Below are 21,049 nucleotides of genomic sequence, written 5' to 3' on the forward strand. Positions count from 1 at the left end.
GCATCGGCATGCTGCGCGCGCGGCCGACGCGTGATGCTCAGCCGGCGTCGCCGGGCGCGTCGACGTCGATGCCGAGCTCGGTCGCCATGCGCTGAACCAGCGCATTCAAGCGCGCCACTTCATCGGCGAGCCGCTTCTGCTCGGCCTTCAGCGCCTCGAACTCGGACGGCGGAACGGCATCCGCGCCGCCGCCCGCGTCCGAACCGGCGAAGTCGGCGAGGTTCACGTCGCCGCACATCAGGTGCATCCAGCGGTTCTCGCGCGCACCGGGCGCGCGCGGCAGCCGCACGACGAGCGGCTGTGCGCGCGCCGCGAGCTCGTCGAGGAATGCCTCGACCGACGAGATGTCGGCGAAGCCGTGCAGGCGCGCGCTGTTCAGGCGCAGCTCGGCGGCCGTCTGCGGACCGCGCAGCAGCAGGATCGTCAGCAGCGCGATCGCCTGGCTCGGAATCCCGAGCACGCGGTTCATGTTGTGCTCGAAACGCGGCACGCGGCTGCTGCTGCCCTCCATCACGAGGCTCAGGTGCTTGAGCCCGTCGAGCGCGGCCGTGACCTCGTCCTCGCCGACGCTCATCACCGGCGAGCGCGCGGTTTTCTGGTTGCAGCCGGCGGTCAGCGCGTTCAGCGACAGCGGATAGGTGTCCGGCACCGTGTGCTGCTTCTCCACGAGCACCCCGAGAATGCGGGCCTCGAGAGGCGTGAGTTCGCGCAGGGCGCGGGGCGTGGGCAGGTCCGGCGTGGTGTTCATGATGGCGTCGCAACGTGCAGCGGGTGAAGGGAATCGGTGGCTCGCCGGTCCGGCGGCGCGGACGGGCGAGCCATATGATAGCTCGCGCGGTGACGCGCGGCGCGCGTGCGGGGCACGGCGCGCCGACTTGCCGCAGCGGGGGCGGTATGGCGGGTGGGGGATGGTGGGATGTTCGTTGCTGTGGATTCTGGCTGCGGGCGGCGCCGTGGCCTTGTGCCCTTGTGCCCTTGTGCCCTTGTGCCCTTGTGCCCTGGCGTCGCTGCGTCTCTGCACTCCGGCGTATTCGCCCTTGCGCCCTTGCGCCCTTGCGCCCTTGCGCCTTTGCGCCTTTGCGCCTTTGCGCCTTTGCGCCTTGCGCCTTGCGCCTTGCGCCTTGCGCCTTGCGCCTTTGCGCGTTGGCGTTGGCGTTGGCGTTGGCGTTGGCGTTGGCGTTGGCGTTGGCGTTGGCGTCGGCGTCGGCGTTGGCGTTGGCGCATTGGCGCATTGGCGCGTTCGTGCGTTCGTGCGTCGGTGCGTTTGCCCGTTTGCCCGTTTGCCCGTTTGCGCGTCGCGCACGCCGGCGCTACGATACGCGTCACGCGTCGCGACGCTGCGCGATCCGCTCGCGCATTCGCGCCGGCGCATCGGCGCATCGCCTGCCGTGCCGCCGCGCCTCCGCTCCGCACGTTCGCTCCCTCATCCGCACACTCGCTCACCCCCATGAATGCAACCGCTTGCGCACCCAGCGTGCGCGCCATCGTCACCGGACATACGCGCGGCCTCGGCGCATCGCTCGCCGAACAATTGCTGCAGCAGGACATCGCCGTGCTCGGCGTATCGCGCAGCCGGCATCCGTCGCTCGCCGCAACAGCCGGCGATCGCCTTGTCGAGACCGAGCTCGACCTGTCCGACACCGCGGCCGTGGCGGCCTGGCTCGCCGGCGGCGCGCTGCGCAGCTTCGTCGACGGCGCATCGCTCGTCCTGCTGTTCAATAACGCAGGCGTCGTCGATCCGATCGGCCCGCTGGCCGCGCAAGACCCGGCGCTGGTCGCGCGCGCGGTCGCGCTGAACGTCGCCGCCCCGCTGATGCTGTCGGCCGCGCTCGTGCAAGCCGCAGCGGCGCCGACCGAATGCCGCGTGCTGCACGTGTCGAGCGGCGCCGCCCGCAACGCATACGCGGGCTGGAGCGTCTACTGCGCGACGAAGGCCGCGCTCGATCACCACGCGCGCGCCGTCGCGCTCGACGCGAACCGCGCGCTGCGGATCTGCAGCGTCGCGCCGGGTGTCGTCGACACCGGCATGCAGGCAACGATCCGCTCGACCAGCGAAGCCAACTTCCCGATGCGAGAAAAATTCGACGCGCTGAAAGCGAGCGGCGCGCTGTCGACGCCCGACGAGGCCGCGCGGCATCTGATCCGCTACGCGCTCAGCGACGCGTTCGGCGCCGAGCCGACGGCCGACGTCCGCAACCTGCCGGCCGGCTGAGCCGCACACCGTCACGCGTGCCGGCGAGCGCACGGCAATGGGAGCGGCCGCCGGCCACGACGCGCATCGCCCCAAAAGCATCGCCGCCGGCCTCGCGCCGAAGAAGACGCTGCCGTTCGTCGTACCGCCGCTGCACGAATTCGTGGCGTCGACGTTTCGCGAGCACGAACGCAGGGAATTCCCGTTCGTCCACAAGGGGCGCGTCGAGATCGAATTTCCCAACGAGACGGTGCAACTCGCGACCGGCGATTCAGTCTATTTCAACGCACTGATCCCGCACCGCACGCGCAGCGTCGGCACCCCGCAGGCGGAGATCCTGGTCATCGTCAGTCACGACGGCTAGCGTCGTCACTTCTACGCGCGAGGATCCACCGATGGTCACGAAGGCCACCGCACCGTTCCAGCAGATCAAGACACTCGTTCGCCGGAACGTCGCGTCGGGCGAATGGCGCACGGGCGAGCGCATTCCATCCGAGCTCGATCTCGCCGCGCGCTTCGGCGTCGCGCGCATGACGGTCAATCGCGCGCTGCGCGAGCTGACCGAGGAAGGCGTGCTCGAGCGGATCTCCGGCGTCGGCACCTTCGTCGCCGAAGCGAAGCCGCAGTCGAACCTGCTGATGATCGCGCACATCCGCGACGAGATTCGCGCGCGCGGCCACGAATACCGCTGTCGCGTACTGAGCCGCGCGCGCGAGCCCGCGTCGTTCGACGTGGCCGCCGCGTTCGGGCTCGACGTCAACACGCCGGTCTTTCACGTGGTGTGCGTGCACGAGGAGAACGGCCGCCCGATCCAGCTCGAGGACCGCTACGTCAATCCGGCCGCCGCGCCCGGTTTCATCGATCAGGATTTCGAAGTCGAGCCGCCGTCCGAATACCTGTTCAACAACGTGTCGCACCACGAACTCGAAATCGAGCACGTCGTCGACGCGTCGCTGCCGACCGGCGAGCAGGCACGGCTGCTCGACATGCCCGCCGACGAGCCGTGCCTGACGCTCACGCGTCGCACCTGGACGAACGGCTTACCCGTCACGTTCGTGCACTTCGTGCATCCGGGCAATCGTTACCGGCTCGGCTCGCGCTTCAAGCCGGGCGCCGGCCGACACCAGACCTGAAGCGGTCACCGCGCCGAGCAACTTATGCCTGGCCGCTAACGCGCGGTTTCCGGGGCGTTCAGTGTCGACCGATCCGTCGTATCCCGCTACATCGACGCACCGCGCGCTTCCGCCAGGGGCGGCCGCAGAGCGCGCTCATCCAGCGCACGCGCCAGCGCTGCGTTGAAGTGCGTAATGGCGTGCAGCCTCCACATCAATCGCGGTTGCCGACACGCACCGGCCATGTTAAAAATCGCCCACCGATAGTTGAAAATGAAATGCGGCGATCCAAACAAGTGCGGAAATGAATAGACCCCTGTTCGACCTCGACCTGCTGCGCGCGCTCGTGATGGTCGCGGATTGCGGCAGTTTCACGACGGCCTCCGCACGGCTGCATTCGACGCAGTCGACCGTCAGCCAGAAGGTGCGGCGGCTCGAGGAGATCGCCGGACACCGGCTGCTCGACCGCGGCACGCGCGACGTCCGGCCGACCGACGCGGGCGTGACCGTGCTGAGCTACGCGCGCCGCATGCTCGCGTTGAACGACGAGATGCTCGAAGCGCTGACGGGCGCCACCGTCGCGCTGACGATCCGGCTCGGCGTGCCCGACGATTTCGCGGCGGGCCGCACGACGCACGCGCTCGCGGCGTTCAAGCGCGATCATCCGCAGGTGAAGCTGGAAGTCACGTGCGGACTGAGCCGCGACGTCAGCGCCGCGTACGATCGCGGCGAACTCGACCTGGTGCTGATCAAGCAGCGGCGCGGTAGCCGCGAGGCGGTCGTACGCTGGCCCGAGAAGCTGCGCTGGATCGACAGCGCGCGGCATCCGTCGATCGATCTCGATCCGTTGCCGATCGTCGCGTTTCCGCCGCGCGGGCTTTATCGCGACGACATGATCGAGGCGATCGAGGCGCGCGGCCGGCGCTGGCGCATCGCGTTCACGACGTCGAGCCTGAGCGGCATCCAGGCGGCCGTCGCGGACGGCCTCGGCATCAGCGTGCTGCCCGCGCGCGCGGTCACTGACGAGCACGTCGTGTTGACCGCGACGCAGGGCTTCGCGCCGATCGAGAACATGGACATCGCGATCCTGCACCGGCCGACCGCCGATCCGGTGGTCAATGAACTGACGAAAGCGCTGGCGACGATGCTCGAGCACGAGCAGCACTAAGCGCGTGCGGCGGCGTTGCGCTCAGAGCAGCACGCCGTCGCGCGCGACGATCTTCCCCGACGACACGACGAGCCGCCGCAGCGGCCGCGCGACTACGGCTTCCGCGAACGTCGCCACATCGACGAGCACGACGTCGGCGCGCTTGCCAGCCTCCAGGCCGTAGTCGACGAAGCCGCAGCCGCGCGCGCCGCCGTGGGTCACGCAGTCGAGGCGACTTCGAGCGCGTCGTCGCGCCGGAAATCGTTGCGCATCGCGATCAGCATCGCGCGCTCCAGCATGTCGGGCGAACCGAACGGCGTCCACGTATCGCGCACGCCGTCGTTGCCGCCGATGACCGTCACGCCCGCCGCGCGGCACGCGGCGACCGACGGCACCGGCACCGCGGCCGGCGCGGTCGTGACGATCGCGACGCGCAGCTCGGCCATCCGCGCGAGCAGCGCGTCGCGCTCGCGTTCGGCGAGGTCGCCGAGGCAGAAGCCGTGGCTGATCGTGACCTTGCCGCGCATGCCGAGCGCGGCCGTGCGTTGCAGGATCAGGTCGAGCTTCGGCTCAGCAGCCAGGCCAATGCCCTCGAGGTATGCATGCATGTACGCTTCGAGCGTGTGATGACACGACATCGTGAGCGCCTTGCCGCGTTTTTCGTACAGATGCACCTACAGCCAGCGCTGTTGCACATAGACGTCGTCGACCCGCATCGTGAGCGCTGCGCCGATCTGCGTGAACGAAAACACCATCAACGCGATCCGTGCGCGGTCACGCAGCCCGACCGGCATCCTCACATCGATACTGTCGAGCAGTTACTCCGCTTCAGTCGCGTCGAGCACTGGCATCTTGCCCTGCTTCGTGGTGTAGCTCGGGCCCTTCACCGGCGCGGCGGGACGTACGGCCCATCTTGGCCGGTGACGAGCCCGTCGAACATGTGACAGATCGCTGCCATGCGCTGCTTGACGGTTGTGATCGACGATACTTTTCGCGCGGGCGAAATCGCACGTTGAATGGCGGATGAGCGCCTCCGATGTGACAACGTCGGTCTGACACCGTCGATCAAACATTGCGTCATATACCACCATCGCCAAATATTCTCCGATCATTTTCTGCCCGCCGATATGGATCACATCCCTTGCACGTGGCAGGTAGCCAATTATTCAAAGACAACTTATTGAGACTGCGGACATCTTTTCTGAGAGACAACACCAGCCCATCGGCCGACGACAACAACCACCCCTCCGTACCGGCAATCGTCAATCCAACTGTACCGGTACTGTACATAAACCCGTCGCTACACTGACTCCATCCCAGCCTCGAACACGAATGGAGAACTTCGCGATGGAATTCCTCACCCTCAGCGCATTGCCGGCCGGCATGCTGTTCGCGCTCGTCACGTCGATCACGCCAGGCCCGAACAACACGATGCTGCTCGCGTCCGGCGTCAACTTCGGTTTCCGCCGCACGATGCCGCACCTGTTCGGCATCAGCAGCGGCGTTGCGATCCTGATGCTCTGCGTCGGCTTCGGCCTCGGCGAAGCGTTCCGCCGCGTGCCGTTCCTGTATACGATTCTCGAAGTCGCGAGCGTCGCCTATCTGCTGTATCTCGCATGGCGAATCGGCACGTCCGGGGAGGTAAAGGCGCACGGCGCGAAGCCGCGGCCGATGACGTTCGTCGAAGCCGCCGCGTTCCAGTGGGTGAACCCGAAAGCGTGGATGATGGTGCTGACCGCCGCGACGACGATCCGCCTGTCAGCCGACTACGGCATGAACGCCGCGTGGATGGCCGTCGTGTTCGTCATGATCGGCTTTCCGTGCATCAGCCTGTGGGCCGCCTTCGGCCAGGGCCTGCGCCGCTTCCTGTCGAACCGCCGCGCGCTGCGCATCTTCAACGTCACGATGGCCGGGCTGCTGGTCCTGTCGCTGTATCCGCTCGTCGTCCACTTGCTACCGCAGTAAGCACTCACAAGTGCGCCCGTTGAGCTTGGTGCGGCGCAGGCGTACCCTTCGCGTACGGGCGCGTGCAGCCGCTTAGGCGGCTGCACCGCTGCTCTGCACGGAGGTTGTCGATGAAGCCACTGCTGAAGGCCGGCGAGCATATCGAAGGCATGCACTGGGTCGCCGAATATCGCCCGCTCACGCACGACATCCGCGTGCTGCGCGAAAACGTCGAAGTGGGCACGTACTGCGCGCCGCCGACACTGTTCGGCGACGAAGCCGAAATAGGCGCCGCCAGCCACATCGATCATCGCAGCCAGGAGGCGGCGCTGCGCGCGTATCTGCGAAATTTCGTCAAGGAACACGACGCCGAGGAATAGCGGCGCACCGGCCGCAATAGCGACGGGCCGCCGAACCGGCCCGATCCGTCGTCGGCCGTCGCTCACCGCGCCGGCCCGCGCCGCACCAACGAACCCGGTGCGTCGCCCGCCACGCTCGCGGTCAATGCCCGAGCGACTCGACCTTCCCGGTCGGTTGCGCGGCGCCGTGCGGCCGCGCCATCTGCTTGATGAGCAGCGCGACGCATGCGAGCAGGCCGGCCACCGCGATCGTCGCGAACACCGACGCGAACGAGAAATGCCGGCGCGTCAGTTCCGCGACGAGGAACGACCCGGCGATCCCGCCGAAGCGTCCCACGCCCAGCATCCATGCGACGCCCGTGCCGCGCCCTTCGGTCGGGTAGAACGCGGCGGCAAGCGCCGGCATCGACGACTGCGCGGTGTTCATCAGCACGCCCGCGACGAACACGACCAGCACCAGCAGCCCCACATTGCCGGCGGCCTGTCCGATCGCGTACACGCTGATCGCGGTCAGCGCGTAGCAGACGGCGATCACGCGGTTCGCGTTGAAGCGGTCCATCAGCACGCCGCACAGCACCGCGCCGACGCCGCCGAGCGGGAACAGCGCGGAAATCAGCGTCGCGCTCTTCGGCGCGAGGCCGGCATCCTTCAGCAGAATCGGCATCCAGTTGATCGACGCGTAGAAGATGACGAGCCCCATGAAGTACGCGACCCACAGCATCACCGAGCCGGCGAGGTACGCGCGCGACATCACGACGCCGAGCCCCTTGCCGCCCGTCTGCGGCGCCGTTTCGGTCAGCGCGAACGAGCCGGCATTCAGCGCATCGCGCGAGATGCGCGCGAGCGTCGCGCGAATACGCTCGACGCTGCGGCCGTGCGCGACCATGAAGCGCACCGACTCGGGCATCTTCAGCAGCAACAGCACGCCGAGCAGCAACGGCGTCACGCCGCCGAGCAGCAGCACGCTGCGCCAGCCGAAATGCGGAATCATCCACGCCGCGAGAAAACCGCCGAACGCGGCGCCGAGCGGAAAACCGCAGAACATCAGATTGATCACGGTCGCGCGGCGCTTGTCCGGGCAGAACTCGCCCATCATCGTGACGGCGTTCGGCATCGCGGCGCCAAGGCCGACGCCGGTGATGAACCGCAGCACCGTCAGGTGCCCGATGGTGGTCGAGAAGGCGGAAGCGAAGCACGCGACGCCGAACAGGAACACCGACCCGAGCAGCAGCGAACGCCGCCCGAGGCGGTCGGACAGCGGACCGGACACGAGCGCGCCGCACGCGAGGCCGAACAGCGCGGCGCTCAGCACCGGCGCGAGATCGGGCTTGCTGAGGTTCCATTCGCCGAGCAGCGACGGCGCAATGAAGCCGATCGCGGCCGTATCGAAGCCGTCGAGCAGCACGATCACGAAACACATGAGGAACACGAGCCACTGAAAACCGCCGAACGGCTGCTCGTTGATGAAGGTCTGAACATCGACCACGGGGGTGCGATTCATCGCTAGTCTCCTTGTCGGCCGACGCTGCGCTTCGGCGCTCGCTTCGGTCCGCTCCTGCATTGATATGGATGCAACCCGCGCGGCCTTCCGACCGCGCCTTTCCTTCGCTCGCGCACCGGTACGCTGCCGGCGCGTTCATTGCTCGTCGTGCTTATCGTACTTATTGTGCTCGTCACGCTGCGCCGGCCTCGGCGCGGCGCGCGAGCGAAGCGGTGCCGGCGCGCGCGCCGGCCTCGCCTATGCGGCGGCGTCCTGCTCCTTGAAGATCTTGTCGGCGAGATGAAACGCCGAGTTCGCGGCCGGCACGCCGCAGTAGATCGCGGTCTGCAGCAGCACTTCCTTGATTTCGTCGCGCGTCACGCCGTTGTTGCGCGCCGCGCGCAGGTGCAGCGCAAGCTCCTCGCCGCGGTTCAGCGCGACCATCATCGCGATGGTCAGCAGGCTGCGCGTATGGCGCGGCAGGCCGTCGCGCGTCCAGATCTCGCCCCACGCGTAGCGCGTGATCAGGTTCTGGAATTCCTCGGTCACTTCGGTGCGGTTTTCGAGCGAGCGATCGACGTGCGCGTCGCCGAGCACCGCGCGACGCACCTTCATCCCCGCTTCGTAGCGTTGCTGGTCGTCCATCGTCGGCGCCTCACGCGGTCAGGAAGTCGAGCAGCGCGCGGTTGAAACCGTCGGCGCACTCGATGTTGGAAATGTGCGCGCCGTCGAATTCGACGTGACGCGCTCCGGGAATCGCGGCGGCCAGCGCACGGCCCTGGTCGGGCGGCGTCGACATGTCCTTCGCGCCGGTCACGACGAGCACCGGCAGCGCAATGCCCTTCACTTCGTCGCGCAGGTCGGCTGCATTCAGCGCGTCGCAGTTCGCCGCATAGCCGTCCTTGTCGGTATGCACGAAGGTGTCGCGGATCGCGTCGAACAGGCGCGGCTCGCGTTCGACGAACGCGTCGGTGAACCAGCGCGGCAGCACCGCATCGGCGAGCGCGGCCATCCCTTCGGCGCGCGCCTTCTGCGCACGCGGCGCCCACACTTCCGGCGAACCGATCTTTGCGGACGTGTTGGCGAGCACGGCGCGCACGATACGCGCCGGAAAGCGCGCGGCGAGCGCGGCGCCGGTCAAGCCGCCCATCGAGATCCCGCAGAAACACGCGCGCTCGATGCCGACATGGTCGAGCAGACCGATCACGTCGCCTGCGAGCTGATCGATCGTGTACGAACCGGCCGGCGCTTCGGAATGGCCGTGGCCGCGGGTGTCGTAGCGCAGCACGTTGAAGTGCTGCGTGAGCGGGCGAATCTGCGGCGCCCACATCTGCAGATCCGCGCCGAGCGAGTTCGAGAAGACGAGCCACGGCGCGTCGGCGCGCGCGGCACGGTCGATCCGGTAATGCAGTTTCACGCCGTTGACAGTGGCGAAAGGCATCTCTTGGTTCTCCTGGTTATTGCGCGCCCGCGTGCAGCGCGAGCACGGCGTCGACGTAGGCGTGCGCCTCGCCGACGTAATGAGCGGGATCGAGCAGCTGCGCGAGCGCGTCGCGCGACAGGTGGGCGGATACGGCCGGATCCGCCGCGAGCACGTCGAACAGCGTCGCGCCGGTGTGCACGGCCTGCTTCGACGCGTGCTCGACGACATGGTGCGCATCGAGCCGGCCGATCCGGTCGCCGAGCGCGAGCATCACGGCTTCGCCGAGGATCAGCCCGTGGGTGACGTCGAGGTTCGCGGCGAGGCGCTCGGTGTTGACGTCGAGGCCCGCGGCGATCTGCGCGATCTGCGCGAGCGCGCCGCCGGTCAGGCGCGCGAGGTCGGGCAGCGCGTCCCATTCGGCCTGCCAGCCGCCGAGCGCGCGCTCATGCTCCTGCACCATCGCCGCGAACACGGTCGCCACGAGGTTCGGCGCGCGCGTCGCGGCGGTGAGCACCGCCGCGCAGCCGACCGGGTTGCGCTTGTGCGGCATCGTCGACGAGCCGCCTTTGCCGGCCGCAGCCGGTTCGCCGAGCTCGCCCACTTCGGTCTGCATCTGCAGCGACACGTCGCGCGCGATCTTGCCGAGCGTGCCGACGAGCATCCCGAAACACGACGCGGCTTCCGCGATGCGATCGCGCTGCGTATGCCACGGCACGGCCGGCAGCGCGAGCTTCAAATCGGCCGCGAGCGCGGCGCTCACGCCGGCCGCGTGTTCCCGCAGGCTCGCGAGCGTGCCGGCCGCCCCGCCGAACTGCAGCACCAGCGCACGTTCGCGCAATTCGGCGAAGCGCGTGCGATGACGCAGCAGCGCATCGAGCCATTGCGCGAACTTGAGGCCGAGCGTGATGGGGAGCGCCTGCTGCAGCCATGTGCGGCCGATCATCGGCGTCGCGCGATGCGCGCGAGCGAGCGTCGCGAGCGACGCGCACGCTTCGTCGAGCAGCGGCTCGAGCACGTCGAGCGTGTCGCGCAGCTGCAGCACGGTCGCGGTGTCGATGATGTCCTGGCTGGTCGCGCCCCAGTGCACGAACTTGGCGGCTTCCGGGTCGTCGGCCTTCACCAGCGCGGTGAGCTGCTTGACGAGCGGAATCGCCAGATTGCCGCCGAGCGCGGCGCCCTGTGCGAGCGCGTCGCCGTCGAGCCGGCCGGCGTCGCAGGCGCGTTCGATCGGCGCGACCGCCGCCGCGGGAATCACCTGCTGCGCGGCGAGCGCACGGGCGAGCGCCGCCTCGACGTCGAGCATCCGCTGGATCGTCGCGCGCGGCGACCAGATCCGGTTGAGCGGCTCGGTGCCGCAGATGAGGGAAGTGAGGCGGGCGCTGTCTTCGAGCATGGCGTCAGAGTGGAAAAACGGCGTGCGGCTATTGTCTACCGAAGCGGGCCGGCGTGCGATCGAACGCGCACGCCGGCCCGCTTGCCGTTCAGGCCGCCGCCTTGCGCGTCGCGTCGATCAGCGGCACGCCGGTCAGCTTGCGCAGTTCGTCGAACGACAGGTCGGTGAAGATCTCGCTCACCGCGAGACCGTCGGCCGTCACGTCGAGCACCGCAAGATCCGTATAGATGCGGCTCACGCACTGCACGCCCGTCACCGGATACGAGCACTGCGCGACGATCTTGCTCTCGCCCTGCTTCGTCAGGTGCTCCATCATCACGAACACCTGCTTCGCGCCGATCGCGAGGTCCATCGCGCCGCCGACGGCCGGAATCGCGTCGGGCGCGCCGGTATGCCAGTTCGCGAGATCGCCGTCCGCCGACACCTGGAACGCGCCGAGCACGCAGTAGTCGAGATGGCCGCCGCGCATCATCGCGAACGAATCCGCGTGGTGAAAATACGCGCCGCCGGTGAGCAGCGTCACGTGCTGCTTGCCGGCGTTGATCAGTTCGTCGTCCTCGGCGCCGGGCGCGGGCGCCGGGCCCATCCCGAGCAGGCCGTTCTCGCTGTGCAGGAAGATCTCCTTGCTCGGATCGAGGTGGTTCGCCACCAGCGTCGGCACGCCGATGCCGAGGTTCACGTACGCGCCTTCGGGGATGTCCTGGGCGACGCGCTTGGCCATTTCATCGCGGGTCAGTCGTTTCATTTCGGTTCTCCTGTCGACCGGCGCGGGCGCTGCCGCGCGAACGCCGGTCCCATACGAGGTTCGGGCCGTCAGGCGGCTTGCGAGGCGCGTTCGGCAGCCAGCTCGGCCGCATGCGCGGCCTGCGGCACTTCGACGACGCGCTGCACGAAAATGCCCGGCGTCACGATGTGTTCCGGGTTCAGCGCGCCGAGCGGCACGACTTCCGACACCTGTACGATCGCGACCTTCGCCGCGCTGGCCATGATCGGCCCGAAGTTGCGCGCCGTCTTGCGATAGACGAGATTGCCCCAGCGGTCGCCCTTGTACGCCTTCACCAGCGCGAAGTCCGCATGGATCGGCGTTTCGAACACGTACGACTTGCCGTCGATCACGCGCGTTTCCTTGCCTTCGGCGAGCTTCGTGCCGAAACCCGTCGGCGTGAAGAAGCCGCCGATGCCGGCGCCGGCCGCGCGGATCCGCTCGGCGAGGTTGCCCTGCGGCACGAGCTCCAGCTCGATCTCGCCCGCACGGTACAGCCCATCGAACACCTGCGAATCGCTCTGGCGCGGAAACGAGCAGATGATCTTGCGAACGCGCTTGGCTTTCAGCAGCGCCGCCAGCCCCGTCTCGCCGTTGCCCGCGTTGTTGTTGACGATCGTCAGGCCGCGCGCGCCCTGCTCGATCAGCGCGTCGATCAGCTCGGACGGCATGCCCGCCGTACCGAAGCCGCCGATCATGATGGTCGCGCCGTCGTGAACGTCCGCCACCGCCGCTTGAAGCGATTCGAAAATCTTGTTGACCATGTCTCTTCCTGATACGAACCCGCGGCACGATGCGCGGCCTGTCGAAGTGACACGCGGAGCGCGTGCCGCGCCGCAGGCCGTCGTCGACCCTCGGCTTTTGTTCGCCTATCGAACCTTGATTCGATTAGCGAACGATTGCCGATCATAGAGTCGCGCACAGCGCGTTGTCAAGGCGGGTTGCATCGGAGGCGAGCTGGTCGTCGAACGGCAGGCCGACGTAGTTTTCGGCGAGCGACTGCGCGGCGGCCCGCGAGCGCGTCACGTACTTCAGCTCGGCGAACTTCAGGCGATTGACGAACGGCGAATCGTCGGGCGACGAATGCAGCATGTTCGTCATGAAGTAGGAGAAATGCTCGGCGCGCCAGATGCGTTCGAGGCAGGTCGCCGAGTAGCGCTCGAGCGGCGCGGCGTCGCCATCGCGGTAGCGCGCGCCGAGCGCGCGGGACAGCACGCGCACGTCGGCGACCGCGAGGTTCATCCCCTTGGCGCCGGTCGGCGGCACGATGTGCGCGGCGTCGCCGGCGAGGAACAGCCGGCCGTGCTGCATGGTCTCCGACACGAAGCTGCGCATCGGCGTCACGCTCTTCTGCGTGATCGGGCCTTCGGTCGGCGTCCAGCCGGTGTCGTTCGAGAAACGCGTGTGCAGCTCGTCCCAGATGCGCGCGTCGGACCATTCGGCGAGGTCTTCGTCGGGCCGGCATTGCAGATAGAGGCGCGTGACCGTCGGCGAGCGCATCGAGAACAGCGCGAAGCCGTTGTCGTGATGCGCGTACACGAGCTCGTCGAGCGACGGCGCGGCATCCGCGAGGATGCCGAGCCACGCGAACGGATAGACGCGTTCGAACGTGTTCAGCTTCTCGGCGGGGATCGTCTGCCGCGCGATGCCGTGAAAGCCGTCGCAGCCGGCGATGTAGTCGCAGTCGATGCGCTCGGCGCGGCCGTCCGCGTGGGTGAACGTGACGAACGGACGGTCGCTCTCCACGTCGTGCAGCGCCACGTCCGAGACGTCGAAGTGCATCTGATGGCCGTGCGTATCGCCGGCCGCGATCAGGTCGCGCACGACCTCGTGCTGGCTGTAGACGGTGATCGCGCGGCCGCCGGTGAGCCCGCTCAGGTCGATCCGGTGACGCTGGCCGGAGAACAGCAGCTCGATGCCGTGATGTTCGAGCCCCTCGCGCCGCATCCGGTCGCCGAGGCCGGCTTCGTTCAGCGTGTCGACCGTTCCCTGCTCGAGCACGCCGGCGCGAATGCGGTTCTCGCAGTATTCCCGCGAGCGGGCTTCGACGAGGATGGAATCGACGCCTTGCAGGCGCAGCAGATGGGAAAGCAAAAGGCCGGAAGGACCGGCGCCGATGATGGCGACCTGGGTGCGCATTGTTCGTCTCCTGAACATTAATTCGAATCGTGGAACACATTTCAGCGCTTTCCCGACTATCCGGCAACGCGATTCAGCGGATATGTTCTATTCATTTTCAAGATATTGGCCCGGCGATGGACGCGCTCGATCTGAACCTGATTCCCTATCTCGTCGCGCTCGACGACACGCGCAACGTGAGCCGCGCCGGCGACCTGCTCGGCGTGAGCCAGCCGCGCGTGAGCACGGCGCTCGGCCGGCTGCGCGCCTACTTCGGCGATCCGCTGTTCGTGCGCACGTCGCGCGGGATGGAGCCGACGCCGCGCGCGCTGGCATTGCTGCCGGCCGCGCGCGATGCGCTCGCGCAGATCGAGCGCGGCCTCGTCGCGCCGCACGACTTCGATCCGGCAGCGAGCACGCATACGTTCTCGATCGCGCTGTCGGACGTCGGCGAGATCGTGTTCCTGCCGAAGCTGCTGCAGGCCTTCGCGAGCCTGGCGCCGCATGCGAACCTGCGTTCGGTATCGCTGTCGCACGACGAAGTGGGCCGCGGGCTCGAAGCCGGCTCGATCGATCTGGCGGTCGGCTATTTCCCCGATCTCGACGGCAACAACTTCTTCCAGCAGCGGCTGTTCACGCACCGGTTCGTCTGCCTGATGCGGCGCGGCCATCCGCTCGAACACGCGCGCCCGCTGACGGTCGAGCAGTTCCTCGGCTGCGGGCACGCGGTGGTGCGGGCCGAAGGACGCAGCCAGGAAGTGCTCGAGAAACACCTCGCGAAGCAGCGCATGCAGCGCCGCGCGGTGCTCGAGACGCCGCACTTCATGAGCCTGCCGTTCATCCTGAGCCGCACCGACCTGATCGCGACCGTGCCGCATGCGATCGGCTACGCGTATGCGGCCGAGCACGCGTTCATCGTGCCGGTCGAGCCGCCGCTGCCGCTGCCGCGCTTCGACCTGAAGCAGCACTGGCATCGCAAGTTCCACAACGATCCGCGCACCGCGTGGCTGCGCGGCGTCGTCGCGTCGCTGTTCAACGACGAGCAGGACGAATGGCCGAAGTAGCGGAGGCGCGCGGCAGGCGGTACGCCCGTACGCACGGGCGGCCAAAGCATGAAACAATGTCCGGATATCCGCGCCGCCGCTGGCGGCCGCATTCGATGGAGCGATCAGAAGATGGGTAAGAAAACCACGCGGCCCGAACCGGCCGCCTCCCGGCCGACCCGGGAAGAAGCCGAGGATGCCGTTCGCGTGCTGCTGCGCTGGGCCGGCGACGATCCGGCCCGCGAAGGCCTGCTCGACACCCCGGCGCGGGTCGTGCGCGCATACGAGCAGTTCTTCGCCGGCTATGCGCTGGAGCCGCGCGACATCCTCGCGCGCACCTTCAGCGAAGTCGACGGCTACGACGAAATGATCGTGCTGAAGGACATCCGCTTCGAGAGCTACTGCGAGCATCACATGGTGCCGATCATCGGCCGTGCGCACGTGGCCTATCTGCCGAACCATCGCGTCGTCGGCATCTCGAAGCTCGCGCGCCTCGTCGATGCCTTCGCCAAGCGCCTGCAGATCCAGGAAAAGATGACCGTGCAGATCGCCGATACGCTGTTCGACGTGCTGCAGCCGAAGGGCGTCGGCGTGATCCTCGAAGCCGCGCACCAGTGCATCTCGACGCGCGGCGTGCACAAGCCCGGCGTGGAAATGGTCACGTCGCGCATGCTTGGCACGTTCCGCACCGATCCGTCGACGCGGCGCGAATTCCTGTCGATCGTCGCGAACCCTTCTTCAGTCAACCTCACCAACACGTAATGCAGCCCCTGAAGCAAGCGGCGAACACGCCCGTCGTGCTCGTGACCGGCGCCGCGCGCCGGGCCGGGCGCGCATTCGCCGAGTATTTCGCCGATCACGGCTACCGCACCGCGATCCACTACGATCGCTCGGCCGACGCCGCCCATACGGCTGCCCGCGCGATCGCCGAACGCGGGCACGATTCAGTCGCGCTGCAGGCCGACCTGTCGGATGCCGCGCAGATCAGCGCGCTGATGGATCAGGTGTATGCGCGCTTCGGCCGCCTCGACGTGCTGGTCAACAATGCGTCGGTGTTCTGGCAGGACCATTTTCCGAGCTTCGAACTCGCGGCGTTCGATCAGGCGTGGGCCGTGAACTGCCGCGCGCCGATCCTCCTCACGCGTGCGTTCTACGAGCGGGCGCGCGCGGCCGGCGCGCAGGGCGTCGTGGTCAACGTGGTCGATCAGAAGATCAAGGAGAACTTCCACCGCGACCACTTCAGCTACACGGTCGCGAAGGCGGCGCTCGGCAACCTCACGCAGATGCTCGCGCTTTCGTCGGCGCCGGTGCTGCGCGTGAACGCGGTGTTCCCGGGGCTGATGCTGCCAAGCGACGATCAAACGCAGGCCGACTTCGAACACGCGAGCCGCGCGTCGACACCGCTCGCGCGCATCGCCGGCCCCGACGACGTGGCGAGCGCGATCCTGCTGCTCACCGGCAGCGCCTACAACGGCGTGGATTTCGTCGTCGATGCGGGGCAGAACCTGATCCGCGTGGATCAGGACGTGCTGTACAAGCACCGATCGCCGGCCGGCAAGCATTGACGCCGGATGAGCGGCGGCGCAGCGCGCTGCCTGCAGCCGCTGGCAGCCGGTATCCAGTATCCGGTATCCGGGATGAAACGCATGTCGCCTCGCTGACCGCGAGGCCGGTCGTCGGCCGCCGCGCCGGCCGCTGCGTCGGATGCCGCGCGACCGCGCGCGGCCCCGCTCGCCCACCGCGTTACGGCTTCTCGGCGCTGCCGCCCTCGCGGACCTTGCCCTGCGCGACGCTCGTGCCGGGCGGCACGCTGTGCGTGAGCCACACGTTGCCGCCGATCACCGAGCCGCGCCCGATCGTCACGCGGCCGAGAATCGTCGCACCCGCGTAGATCACCACGTCGTCCTCGACGATCGGATGGCGTGCGTTGCCCTTCACCAGCGCGCCGTCGCCGTCGGCCGGGAAGCTCTTCGCGCCGAGCGTGACGGCCTGGTACACGCGCACGCGCTCGCCGATGATCGCGGTTTCGCCGATCACGACGCCGGTGCCGTGGTCGATGAAGAAGCTCGGGCCGATCTGCGCACCGGGGTGGATGTCGATGCCGGTGGCCGAATGCGCGATCTCGTTGATGAAGCGCGCGAGCAGCGGCACACCGAGCTGGTGCAGCGCATGGGCGAGCCGGTGGTGCATCATCGCGAGCACGCCGGGATAGCAGAGCAGGATCTCGGTGATGTGCTGCGCGGCCGGATCGCCCGCGTACGCCGCCTGGATGTCGCTCACCAGCAGCGCGCGAATCGACGGCAGCTGCCGCCCGAACTCGCGTGCGATCTCGAACGCGCGTTCGTCGAGTGCCACGAACGGCGTGTCCGCGTGCTCGGGCAGGAACGGCAACGCACGGCGAATTTGTTCGGAGAGGATCCGCAGCGTGCTCTCGAGCGTATGACCCACGTAATAGTCGACGCTTTCGTCGGTGAGATCCGGCGCGCCGTAATGCGTCGGAAACATCGACGCGCGCAGGCCGGTCACGATCTTGCAGATCGCGTCGCGCGACGGCAGTTCACGGATGCCGCGCGGATGGCGGGTGCGATGCAGTTCCTCGCGCGATTCGCGCAAGCCGGCAACGATTTCTTCGAGGCCCCACTGACGGGCGGGTGATGTCGACATATGCCAATGCAGGCGGCCGCGCATCGGCGCGGCCGCTCATGAAGTAACGGGTTCCGCAAGATTACCGCGTTTTCGATCGGCGGCGGCACGCCAGGGTATCGGCCGGATGGCCGACGCGATTGCCGCCCTGCGACGTCAGATCGTGATGCTGCTCGCGTCGATCCAGCGCACGGCCCAGTCGCGCGCGTGCGCGATCGCGTCGCCTTCGTCGTTGAACTGGAGCTCGGTCGGAAAGAAACGGTTAGCGACGAGCTCCCCGTCGCTCGATCGGGAGATCACGACGTAGGGCTTGAATGAACCGTCGCTCGCGCGCGCGGGCGCGCAATTCAACAAATAACCGCGGTGCGTGAAGGCAGTAGTCGCTTGCATGAATCCGCCACCTCTAGTCCCTTGTTTGTTGTTCGCTGCCCGTCGTTAAGGGTGTTGCGGCGCCCCGGTGCGGGCAGAGGCGGCGAGACTGCGTCCCCTGTCGCCGCTTCGCAGGAAAGGAATCATACTCTGTAGGAAACGCGGGTTCTAGCTGAAATAAATCAGGACAAATCAGCGCACGCCGCACGACTGTGGCGACCGCCCGCCCACCGTTTTCCCGTCGTGTCCGGAACGGGATTTGCTTCGATTCGACACACTTCGCCGCGAGGAAAGCGTCGGCGCGAGCGCCCTTCCCGCACCGTCCGGCATCGAATTCAACGACGTCGACACGCCCGGCGGCGCCATCGGCAAGCCCCTCGCGTTTCAATCGAACGTTCGAAACGCTGCCTGTCGCCGCACACGCCACACACGCCCATCCAGCGCCGTGCCGACACATCCAGCAATATCGGCATCGTCCGTGAAGGACACCCCGCCCGTGCCGGTTCCAATGCACCGGAATTGATCGACGTCATATCTGCGCGAGATTATTGCGATTCAATGAACGCTGCGTACTCATGGGCGCGCGCCGCCCGGCACGACGCTGCAGAATCACGGCCGTTGGTTTACGCTGCCCCGCAGCCGTGCACGGTCGGCTCGGCCATCCGGCCGGCTTTCGTCGTTCAACCCGCCACTCGGAGACACCATGTACAAGCGCATCCTCGTTGCCATCGACGGCAGCGACACGTCCCGCCACGCATTCGACGCAGCCCTCGCGCTCGCGAAGGAACACGGCGCCGAACTGCAACCGTTCTACGTCGTCGAAAACGCCGCGATCTATTACAACGTGCCGGGCTACGATCCGTCCGTGCTGCGCGACCAGTTGCTCGCCCAGGGCAACGCGCTCGCGGCGGAGTTCTCGAAGCAGATGGAGGCGGCGGGCGTGAAGGGCGCCACGCGGATCAACGAGGCATCGTCGCTGAACGACGTGTCGGCGCTGATCCTCGACGGTGCGAAGGCGTTCGGCGCCGATCTGCTGGTGCTCGGCACGCACGGGCGCCGCGGGTTCCGCCGGCTGGTGCTCGGCAGCATCGCCGAACAGTGCGTGCGCCATGCGCCCCTGCCCGTGCTGCTGATCCCGGCCGCCGCGCACGCGGACGAACAGCACAGCTGAACGATGTGCGCCCACCGCGTAGCGGCGTCCGTGGCAGGTGCGCGCCATCGCGACGTTTTGTCACCCGACAGCCCGAGCTTGCGGTGGGACAATGATTTCATCAATTCAATGCCGGAGTAAACGATCATGTTGACGCCCGTCGCCACGCGTCCCGCCGCCACGTCTGCTGCGGCCAACTGGGCTCCCCGTCAGGCACCGCACTGCTCGTCGTGCGCGATGCGGCACCTGTGCATGCCGCAGGGCCTGGCGCCCGAAGTGCTCAGCCGTCTCGAGTCGGTGATCTGCGCATCCCGTCCGGTCAAGCGCGGCGAAGCGCTGTTCCGCGAGGGCGACAACTTCGACAACCTGTTCGCCGTGCGCTCCGGTTCGCTGAAAACCGTCGCCACGCGCCACGACGGCCGCGAGCAGGTCACCGGCCTGCATCTGGCCGGCGAAGCGCTCGGCCTCGACGGCATCTGCGACGACACGCACCCGCGTACCGCGGTCGCGCTGGAAGACAGCTCCGTCTGCGTGATTCCGTACAGCGCGCTGAAGTCGCTGTGCTCGGAAGCGGGTTCGGTGCAGTTGCGCATGCACAAGCTGATGAGCGAGCAGATCGTGCGCGAAACGACGCAGACGATGCTGCTCGGTTCGCTGAACGCCGAGGAGCGCGTCGCCGCGTTCCTGCTCGACGTGTCGTCGCGCTACCTGAAGCGCGGCTACTCGCCGTCGGAGTTCAACCTGCGGATGACGCGCGAAGACATCGGCAGCTACCTCGGCATGACGCTCGAAACGGTCAGCCGCACGCTGTCGAAATTCCAGAAGCGCGGCCTGATCGAAATGCGCGGTCGCCTCGTGCAAATCGTCGACTTCGACGGCCTGCATCACGTCTGATCTCGCGGCGGCGCACGACACGCGCGCCGCCCGCAGCCTTGCCGCGCCGCTCAGTCGAGAAACAGAGCGGCGCGCGCCTTCAGCGCCGCACTGAAATCGTCGAGCCAGCCGATCGACAGGCGCCAGCTCTGCCAGTACAGCTCGATATCGACGGTCCGTCCGCGTGACATGTCGACCAGTTCGCCGGCGGCGAGCTGGCGATCGACCATCCGGTCCGGACACATCCCCCATCCCAGCCCCGTTTCGCATGCGCGCAGATAGCCCGCGACGTGCGGTATCCAGTGTTGCGGCGGATCGAGATCCGCGCGCGTCACGCGCCGGATGAAACGCGCCTGCAAACCATCCTTCGAATTGAACATCACGCACGGCGCGCGGCGCAGCGCATCGCGCGTGATGCCCGCGCCGAAGTAGCGGTCGTGGAACGCCGGCGAACACACCGCGCGATAACGGATGCGCCCGAGCCGGATCGACCTGCATCCCTGGATCGGTTCGGCCTGCGCCGTCACCGCACCCTGCACGCTGCCGTCGCGAATGCGTGCGGCCGTATAGTCCTGGTCGTCGATCACCAGATCGAGCAGCGTCTCGCGCTCGGTGCAGAACGGCCCGACCGCATCGATGAACCACGTCGCGACGCTGTCGTCGTTGACGGCCACGCGCAACGTCGGCCATGCGCCCGCAATCTGGCCCGGCAACGCCGGCATCCGGCCGCCCAGCTCGGCTTCGAGCAGTTGCACGCGCTCGGTGTGCCGGCACAGCAGCGCGCCGGACGTCGTCGCGACGCACGGCTGGCCGCGCTTGACCAGCACGCTGCCGACGCGCTCCTCCAGCAGCTTCACGCGCTGCGATACGGCCGATGGCGTGACGTTCAGCTCCTTCGCCGCCCGTTCGAACGAACCGTGCCGAATCACGGCCGCGAGGGCGTCGAGCAACGCGTAGTCGAGCATTAGATTTCCTTAATCCGCATTAGGTGAATTAGCTTCTCTTATCTGGACGCTGCCCGCAGACTAGCGCCAACCGATT

The 21,049-nt window shown here is 67.7% G+C and carries 21 protein-coding genes and 2 pseudogenes; 11 read left to right on the forward strand and 12 right to left on the reverse strand.

Features of this window, described 5'->3' with window-relative positions; translation table 11 throughout:
- Nucleotides 1–37: 37 nt before the first annotated feature.
- Complete coding sequence (locus tag EX20_RS09965) at nucleotides 38–748, reverse strand: YceH family protein (protein WP_034193414.1); 711 nt, start codon at nucleotides 746–748, stop codon at nucleotides 38–40.
- 699 nt (nucleotides 749–1,447) lie between these two features.
- Between EX20_RS09965 and EX20_RS09970 the strand changes: the two genes are divergently transcribed.
- The 4 genes and pseudogenes from EX20_RS09970 (at nucleotide 1,448) to EX20_RS09985 (ending at nucleotide 4,471) form a co-directional block, all read left to right on the forward strand.
- On the forward strand, nucleotides 1,448–2,212 hold the full coding sequence (locus EX20_RS09970) for an SDR family oxidoreductase (RefSeq protein WP_034193415.1): 765 nt from the start codon (nucleotides 1,448–1,450) through the stop codon (nucleotides 2,210–2,212).
- A gap of 7 nt (nucleotides 2,213–2,219) precedes the next feature.
- Nucleotides 2,220–2,555: pseudogene (locus EX20_RS09975) on the forward strand (cupin domain-containing protein); the annotation flags it as partial.
- A gap of 31 nt (nucleotides 2,556–2,586) precedes the next feature.
- Nucleotides 2,587–3,324: a histidine utilization repressor gene (hutC, locus tag EX20_RS09980; protein ID WP_011881076.1), complete on the forward strand. Its 738-nt coding sequence runs from the start codon at nucleotides 2,587–2,589 to the stop codon at nucleotides 3,322–3,324.
- Nucleotides 3,325–3,607: 283 nt separating this feature from the next.
- Nucleotides 3,608–4,471 (forward strand): LysR substrate-binding domain-containing protein, encoded by an 864-nt coding sequence (locus EX20_RS09985; protein ID WP_011881077.1) that lies wholly within the window; start codon nucleotides 3,608–3,610, stop codon nucleotides 4,469–4,471.
- Between the two features lie 21 nt (nucleotides 4,472–4,492).
- Here EX20_RS09985 and EX20_RS09990 read toward each other — a convergent pair.
- A pseudogene (locus tag EX20_RS09990) lies at nucleotides 4,493–5,013 on the reverse strand (amidohydrolase family protein); the annotation flags it as partial.
- Nucleotides 5,014–5,797: 784 nt separating this feature from the next.
- Between EX20_RS09990 and EX20_RS10000 the strand changes: the two are divergent.
- Both EX20_RS10000 and EX20_RS10005 read left to right on the forward strand, forming a co-directional pair.
- Nucleotides 5,798–6,415: a LysE family translocator gene (locus EX20_RS10000; protein ID WP_034193450.1), complete on the forward strand. Its 618-nt coding sequence runs from the start codon at nucleotides 5,798–5,800 to the stop codon at nucleotides 6,413–6,415.
- A gap of 110 nt (nucleotides 6,416–6,525) precedes the next feature.
- The gene (locus EX20_RS10005) at nucleotides 6,526–6,774 is read left to right on the forward strand and encodes a hypothetical protein (protein ID WP_011881080.1); all 249 of its coding nucleotides are present in this window, start codon (nucleotides 6,526–6,528) and stop codon (nucleotides 6,772–6,774) included.
- A 121-nt stretch (nucleotides 6,775–6,895) separates the two neighbouring features.
- Here the strand turns inward: EX20_RS10005 and EX20_RS10010 are convergent, their stop codons facing one another.
- From EX20_RS10010 to pobA, 7 genes are all read right to left on the reverse strand, one after another.
- Nucleotides 6,896–8,254: an MFS transporter gene (locus EX20_RS10010; protein ID WP_034193417.1), complete on the reverse strand. Its 1,359-nt coding sequence runs from the start codon at nucleotides 8,252–8,254 to the stop codon at nucleotides 6,896–6,898.
- 237 nt (nucleotides 8,255–8,491) lie between these two features.
- Nucleotides 8,492–8,878 (reverse strand): 4-carboxymuconolactone decarboxylase, encoded by a 387-nt coding sequence (pcaC, locus tag EX20_RS10015; protein WP_011881082.1) that lies wholly within the window; start codon nucleotides 8,876–8,878, stop codon nucleotides 8,492–8,494.
- A gap of 10 nt (nucleotides 8,879–8,888) precedes the next feature.
- On the reverse strand, nucleotides 8,889–9,674 hold the full coding sequence (pcaD, locus tag EX20_RS10020) for a 3-oxoadipate enol-lactonase (RefSeq protein ID WP_034193418.1): 786 nt from the start codon (nucleotides 9,672–9,674) through the stop codon (nucleotides 8,889–8,891).
- Nucleotides 9,675–9,690: 16 nt separating this feature from the next.
- On the reverse strand, nucleotides 9,691–11,049 hold the full coding sequence (locus tag EX20_RS10025; protein WP_034193419.1) for a 3-carboxy-cis,cis-muconate cycloisomerase: 1,359 nt from the start codon (nucleotides 11,047–11,049) through the stop codon (nucleotides 9,691–9,693).
- 88 nt (nucleotides 11,050–11,137) lie between these two features.
- Nucleotides 11,138–11,794: a CoA transferase subunit B gene (locus tag EX20_RS10030; RefSeq protein WP_011881085.1), complete on the reverse strand. Its 657-nt coding sequence runs from the start codon at nucleotides 11,792–11,794 to the stop codon at nucleotides 11,138–11,140.
- Between the two features lie 68 nt (nucleotides 11,795–11,862).
- Entirely contained in the window at nucleotides 11,863–12,576 is a 714-nt protein-coding gene (locus EX20_RS10035; protein WP_011881086.1) for a 3-oxoacid CoA-transferase subunit A, read from the reverse strand.
- A 142-nt stretch (nucleotides 12,577–12,718) separates the two neighbouring features.
- Entirely contained in the window at nucleotides 12,719–13,951 is a 1,233-nt protein-coding gene (gene pobA, locus EX20_RS10040; RefSeq protein ID WP_034193420.1) for a 4-hydroxybenzoate 3-monooxygenase, read from the reverse strand.
- Nucleotides 13,952–14,067: 116 nt separating this feature from the next.
- Between pobA and EX20_RS10045 the strand changes: the two genes are divergently transcribed.
- From EX20_RS10045 to EX20_RS10055, 3 genes are all read left to right on the forward strand, one after another.
- The gene (locus EX20_RS10045; protein ID WP_011881088.1) at nucleotides 14,068–14,994 is read left to right on the forward strand and encodes a LysR family transcriptional regulator; all 927 of its coding nucleotides are present in this window, start codon (nucleotides 14,068–14,070) and stop codon (nucleotides 14,992–14,994) included.
- Nucleotides 14,995–15,105: 111 nt separating this feature from the next.
- Complete coding sequence (gene folE / locus EX20_RS10050; protein WP_011881089.1) at nucleotides 15,106–15,735, forward strand: GTP cyclohydrolase I FolE; 630 nt, start codon at nucleotides 15,106–15,108, stop codon at nucleotides 15,733–15,735.
- Complete coding sequence (locus tag EX20_RS10055; protein WP_034193421.1) at nucleotides 15,735–16,538, forward strand: SDR family oxidoreductase; 804 nt, start codon at nucleotides 15,735–15,737, stop codon at nucleotides 16,536–16,538. The genes folE and EX20_RS10055 overlap by 1 nt, the downstream gene beginning before the upstream one ends.
- A 178-nt stretch (nucleotides 16,539–16,716) precedes the next feature.
- Here EX20_RS10055 and epsC read toward each other — a convergent pair whose 3' ends face one another.
- Complete coding sequence (epsC, locus tag EX20_RS10060; protein WP_034193451.1) at nucleotides 16,717–17,637, reverse strand: serine O-acetyltransferase EpsC; 921 nt, start codon at nucleotides 17,635–17,637, stop codon at nucleotides 16,717–16,719.
- 135 nt (nucleotides 17,638–17,772) lie between these two features.
- Nucleotides 17,773–18,006: a hypothetical protein gene (locus EX20_RS10065; protein WP_011659947.1), complete on the reverse strand. Its 234-nt coding sequence runs from the start codon at nucleotides 18,004–18,006 to the stop codon at nucleotides 17,773–17,775.
- A 682-nt stretch (nucleotides 18,007–18,688) separates the two neighbouring features.
- On the opposite strand from EX20_RS10065, the gene EX20_RS10070 reads away from it, so the two are divergent.
- Nucleotides 18,689–19,156, forward strand: coding sequence for a universal stress protein (locus tag EX20_RS10070; RefSeq protein WP_034193422.1), 468 nt, complete (start codon nucleotides 18,689–18,691; stop codon nucleotides 19,154–19,156).
- A 126-nt stretch (nucleotides 19,157–19,282) separates the two neighbouring features.
- Nucleotides 19,283–20,029 (forward strand): fumarate/nitrate reduction transcriptional regulator Fnr, encoded by a 747-nt coding sequence (fnr, locus tag EX20_RS10075; protein ID WP_011881094.1) that lies wholly within the window; start codon nucleotides 19,283–19,285, stop codon nucleotides 20,027–20,029.
- Nucleotides 20,030–20,079: 50 nt separating this feature from the next.
- On the opposite strand, the gene EX20_RS10080 is transcribed toward fnr, so the two are convergent.
- Nucleotides 20,080–20,973: a LysR family transcriptional regulator ArgP gene (locus EX20_RS10080; RefSeq protein ID WP_011881095.1), complete on the reverse strand. Its 894-nt coding sequence runs from the start codon at nucleotides 20,971–20,973 to the stop codon at nucleotides 20,080–20,082.
- Nucleotides 20,974–21,049 lie beyond the last annotated feature (76 nt).

Source organism: Burkholderia sp. WP42 (genome assembly GCF_000745665.1).
Lineage (GTDB): Bacteria > Pseudomonadota > Gammaproteobacteria > Burkholderiales > Burkholderiaceae > Burkholderia > Burkholderia vietnamiensis.

Coding starts and splice junctions, on each gene's coding strand:
- pcaC (WP_011881082.1), bottom strand. CDS start 8,878: ATGGACGACCAGCAACGCTACGAAGCGGGGATGAAGGTGCGTCGCGCG.
- EX20_RS10035 (WP_011881086.1), bottom strand. CDS start 12,576: ATGGTCAACAAGATTTTCGAATCGCTTCAAGCGGCGGTGGCGGACGTT.
- hutC (WP_011881076.1), top strand. CDS start 2,587: ATGGTCACGAAGGCCACCGCACCGTTCCAGCAGATCAAGACACTCGTT.
- pcaD (WP_034193418.1), bottom strand. CDS start 9,674: ATGCCTTTCGCCACTGTCAACGGCGTGAAACTGCATTACCGGATCGAC.
- EX20_RS10010 (WP_034193417.1), bottom strand. CDS start 8,254: ATGAATCGCACCCCCGTGGTCGATGTTCAGACCTTCATCAACGAGCAG.
- EX20_RS10005 (WP_011881080.1), top strand. CDS start 6,526: ATGAAGCCACTGCTGAAGGCCGGCGAGCATATCGAAGGCATGCACTGG.
- pobA (WP_034193420.1), bottom strand. CDS start 13,951: ATGCGCACCCAGGTCGCCATCATCGGCGCCGGTCCTTCCGGCCTTTTG.
- EX20_RS09970 (WP_034193415.1), top strand. CDS start 1,448: ATGAATGCAACCGCTTGCGCACCCAGCGTGCGCGCCATCGTCACCGGA.
- EX20_RS10065 (WP_011659947.1), bottom strand. CDS start 18,006: ATGCAAGCGACTACTGCCTTCACGCACCGCGGTTATTTGTTGAATTGC.
- EX20_RS10000 (WP_034193450.1), top strand. CDS start 5,798: ATGGAATTCCTCACCCTCAGCGCATTGCCGGCCGGCATGCTGTTCGCG.
- folE (WP_011881089.1), top strand. CDS start 15,106: ATGGGTAAGAAAACCACGCGGCCCGAACCGGCCGCCTCCCGGCCGACC.
- EX20_RS10030 (WP_011881085.1), bottom strand. CDS start 11,794: ATGAAACGACTGACCCGCGATGAAATGGCCAAGCGCGTCGCCCAGGAC.
- epsC (WP_034193451.1), bottom strand. CDS start 17,637: ATGTCGACATCACCCGCCCGTCAGTGGGGCCTCGAAGAAATCGTTGCC.
- EX20_RS10025 (WP_034193419.1), bottom strand. CDS start 11,049: ATGCTCGAAGACAGCGCCCGCCTCACTTCCCTCATCTGCGGCACCGAG.
- EX20_RS09965 (WP_034193414.1), bottom strand. CDS start 748: ATGAACACCACGCCGGACCTGCCCACGCCCCGCGCCCTGCGCGAACTC.
- EX20_RS10055 (WP_034193421.1), top strand. CDS start 15,735: ATGCAGCCCCTGAAGCAAGCGGCGAACACGCCCGTCGTGCTCGTGACC.
- EX20_RS10045 (WP_011881088.1), top strand. CDS start 14,068: ATGGACGCGCTCGATCTGAACCTGATTCCCTATCTCGTCGCGCTCGAC.
- fnr (WP_011881094.1), top strand. CDS start 19,283: ATGTTGACGCCCGTCGCCACGCGTCCCGCCGCCACGTCTGCTGCGGCC.
- EX20_RS10080 (WP_011881095.1), bottom strand. CDS start 20,973: ATGCTCGACTACGCGTTGCTCGACGCCCTCGCGGCCGTGATTCGGCAC.
- EX20_RS09985 (WP_011881077.1), top strand. CDS start 3,608: ATGAATAGACCCCTGTTCGACCTCGACCTGCTGCGCGCGCTCGTGATG.
- EX20_RS10070 (WP_034193422.1), top strand. CDS start 18,689: ATGTACAAGCGCATCCTCGTTGCCATCGACGGCAGCGACACGTCCCGC.